Source organism: Pelovirga sp. (assembly GCF_059864205.1).
This window is the reverse complement of sequence record NZ_JCBCBS010000178.1, coordinates 1-3,919: the sequence shown is the minus strand read 5'-3', so window position 1 is coordinate 3,919 and position 3,919 is coordinate 1. Positions and strand designations below refer to the sequence as shown.

General features: G+C 54.2%; 3 protein-coding genes. All 3 read right to left on the bottom strand.

Translation table 11 applies throughout. The features are described 5' to 3' along the window. The coding region (locus tag AC6F7T_RS11360) for a baeRF3 domain-containing protein (RefSeq protein WP_500718935.1) at window positions 1-871 on the bottom strand (871 nt) is incomplete at its 3' end. Window positions 872-1,085: 214 nt separating this feature from the next. Further along, on the bottom strand, window positions 1,086-2,843 hold the full coding sequence (locus AC6F7T_RS11355) for a hypothetical protein (RefSeq protein WP_500718934.1): 1,758 nt from the start codon (window positions 2,841-2,843) through the stop codon (window positions 1,086-1,088). 29 nt (window positions 2,844-2,872) lie between these two features. Continuing rightward, window positions 2,873-3,541, bottom strand: a complete 669-nt coding sequence (locus tag AC6F7T_RS11350) for a hypothetical protein (protein WP_500718932.1) — start codon at window positions 3,539-3,541, stop codon at window positions 2,873-2,875. Window positions 3,542-3,919: the final 378 nt, after the last annotated feature.

The following is a 3,919-nucleotide window of genomic DNA, read 5'->3' as shown; positions in this document are numbered from 1 at the left end:
AGGCCAGTTTATACTTTTCAACGAGATCGGCCAGGCGCTGCAGATACAGCGGTTCGATCTTCTGCCAGGCCTGCAGGCGCAGTTGCTCAAGGGTTAAGGCCTCGGGATTGACATGGAGGCCTTCGGTCATCAGAAAAGGATTTCGGCTGATCTGGCGAAAAGGCCCGTGATACTCCTTGAGGGCCGCCAGCATCAACGGCAGACCGGAGGGACGTGAGTGATGCTCCAGAAGGTTCCGGTCAACGATCCGAAAAAATCGCTCCATATCGATGTCGACCTCTTCCTTTGCCGAGCCGTGGCCATGAAACATTGCTTTGCCGCTCCCTCCTCCCATACCGTAGGAGGCAACCGTTTGGTGCGGTTCGGTCAGCTCCGCTCCCAGCGCCTCGGTAATGGTTTGGGGTATGGTGGTCAATTCAACCGGATCAATGGCGTCACGATTGCCCTCATAGAGTTTGACTTTATGGCGGTTGAGGCTGACGATCTGGAAGCGGTCTGCGGATTGGAGTATGCGCAGCAACGGTTTGACATGAAAGCTGTCTGCAACCGTGACGGTCTCCTTGACTGGTCGTTGCAGCTCGAAAACCTGAAACACTCCGGGCGAGCCCAGAATTGCCAGGCCCTCGGTCCGGAGGTTCCAGAAGTCCTCATCATTGGCCAGCTTTTGGAATTGCGCCAGAAGCGCTTGGACTTCCCGAGACGGGTATTTTTCGCGTAAAGACTGTTCCACCTCCGACAAGAGGTTGCGATATCGGATGGGATCCTGAAGGCTGGCGGGGCGAAGCCGATGGGTTGGCTGATAGATGGAAATGCACGGTGGGCCATGATCGGCCAGAATCTGGGATAAATGGTCTGTGGTCAGTTGTCGCATGGAAACCTCCTCTGATTGTGCAGTTCAGTGTGTCCCGTCGCAATTGCGACCGGTACGGCAGTTGGGTATTCGCCCGTTGCCCTGTTTCCGAAACTCACGTCCTCCTTTTTGTTGTAATTTTTCTCTATTGATAATGCAAAGCAAGAGAAAAGTCCTGAAAAAAGAAATGCCGAATCTTCTATGGTCACAAAATTCAGTTGGATTTCCCCCCCCCTCACGCCGCAAGCGACCTGATCACTTGGTCGGGTAAGGTGGGCAGTTTTATGATGGCACGAAAGCCAGGAAGGATACGGTCGGTATTGTTATTCGAGCCATCAAACTCGGTTAATTTGATTGCCCCTTGGTCAGCGAACAGTTCCTCAAGATTGGCTTTCCCATTGAGTAAGGCATCCATGTAATCGGGATTCTCGAGGTTTCTGACCAGAGGTGTGGCTGCCAGCATGGTTTGTAATGCCCTCTGCATGGTATTGTTTCCTGTCCTGCGTCGATAACCGCGTTTTATGCCACGGAAGAATTGTTCCAGAATATTGTTTGTGCGCTGGGGATAGACGATGGCAGTCCCGCCGGGTGTTGCCACGGTGATGGGTTCAGCAAAGAGTTTGTCGTCGTACTTGTCGATCTGCGCGGCCATCTTCTGGCTGAGTGGGTCAACGGCCAGTTCAGGGTCCTCCGTCAAGTTGAGGCGGAACTTCTTGACCCCTTGACGGATGGTCGTCATATCGCCGATGCCACCTTCATCGTTGAGGCCCTTATCGCCACCCGCTGGGGCAAGGCGCATGGCCTCACGCAATCGATCAAAGACCTTGCAGCGGAGCCGTAATTCGTCCATAGCCTGACGGATTTCCTGGTCTTCGGCCACGAAGCATGCTTGCGTCAGCAGTTTAAAAATGGGTTGCTGTTGCGGAGACTCATCGTCGACCAAAAGGACATCGAGCAATTGGGGCATGCATTCCTCCAGGTCCAGCAATCGTTGGGTGAAGTCCATCAGCGGCCGATCAAAAGGGAAACCGTAACCGTCGCCGCATTGTTTGCCATGCAAAGCCCACAGCGTCAGCGAATAACATGCGGCTAAGGGCATGAGTTCGATGTCTTCTGGAGGTGCCGAGGTTTCAATCGCCCTGGCCAAGATTGCACATCGATCGCTCTGCGCGGCGAGTCGTTGCCGTATTTCCCGAACCAGTGCATGCAGTCGGGTGCTGGTAGCATGACTGCGCAGACCCTTGCGTAACCGGGCATACGCCGGTTCAAGAAAATCCTTGCCAATATCGCGAAGAAAATGAAAGTGGCAGATGAAGTCGCGTGCTCCGGGGAACACCTCGGCAACCGCTTTGCCGATGCCGCTCCCCATGTCACGGACACAGGCCAAGGGAGCCCCGTAATCGTCCTTCACCTGCCGCAGAAAAGGAACGATATGGTCGGTATGTTCGCTTGGCATTTTCACACTGGCAAGCACGAATTGACTCAGACTGTCCAGGCCCGTCATCAGGGCCGGCGACCCGCCATCACGAGTGGCGTCGAGGTGGAGAACGTAGCCTCCGGCCATGGTCATCGTGTGACGAATCCGGGGGACGGCGCGACTATGAGCAAGAGCCAGGCATGTGATAAATTTGCGGCCCAGATACTCGATTTCCGAAGAACAAAGGCGGACATTACGAGCGATCAACTCAGTGCGTACTTCCTGCACGGTGCGAAGCCGCTGATACATGGCACGGCCGACAAACACCAGGATGTCATAGCCGACATTGCTGCGAGGTGGGACCAGTGTCGGCAAGACCTCTGAGGAAAAAGTCCGATGACAGCCAGGGCATCGCATCACCGTCTCGTGGGCGACGAATGGACCGGTCAGAGTCAATACGTTCTTTTTCCTGGTTTTCTGCACCGTCGGTTGCCGGCCGCAACATGTCGTAACCTCCGGCACAAAACGAAGGACCGGCGGTCGTGGAAACAACATCGCAGGGGCGATCTCACGCACCGTTTGCTCCTGCCAGTATTTCAAGGCCCCTAAGGCAATGGCGCAGCAGGCTGGGTCGTTTTTTTTAAACCGTGCAAAGCGAAAAGCGCTTCGACTTGCGTTGCCTTGAGGAGAATTCTTTGGCGGCGTCCCACGACCGTGGCCAATTGCTCGAAGTTGAGCTCGGGATGACGGATAACCTCGGCCAAAATAAAGACCGCTATCTCCGCCGGCAATGGTGCGGCGGGATGATCTTCGTTGGCCAAGACGAGCAGTTGACCGGACTGAATGGGTGGATCGACAGCGAGGTACACATGAAGTCGTCCGGATTTGCGGCGCTCGAGTTTGCCCTGCCGCCATAACTGCACCAACACCGAATGACAACGATTGTGGAGTATTTCGCCCAGTTGTTGGGCGGTCATTCCCCCGGGACTGCGCGTGACCAGATGGATGATGGTGGCGGTCAAACTGCCGGCCCGAGAAAAACCAATGAGATCGTGGAACCAAAGACCGTCGCGGTTGAATCGCGGGATCGACCGCAGGGTGTACCAGCGACCATTGTGCGTGAAAGAGCTGTAGTATCCGGCTTCGCTCAAAAACCGCCGCGCTGATGGCACCGAGTAGCCCAACTCGGCGGCAAGCGGTTCGATCATCCAGCAGGATTGTTGGGTAAACAGCGTGATAAGGAACTGCGTTGGCGGTATCGGATCGGACGGCATGTGGCCCTCTTGATAAAGTATTGCATGAAGAGCTGAGAAGCTTGCTTTCGTGCAATACTTTATCATAAAAATGCCTTGTGAGCAACTCCTGCCGTGTTGGTGCAAACCGGGGATCCATCCTGGTTATTTGATTTGATTTCGGTGGGTTAAGCAGATCCTTCATCTCGATAAGGCAGTATGTGTGCAGTGGAAACTGTAGACGGCAGTGATAAAGTATAGCATGCGAGTGTCCGATAACCACTTGATATTACTTAGCCCAACTGAATTTTGTGATCATAGGCTTATTCATGTACGAAATTTTTTTCAGATGCTCGATCAGTTTCTCCACCACAAAGACAGGCCGCGGCCTTTTTAACAGAACCTGGTACATCGTTGGCC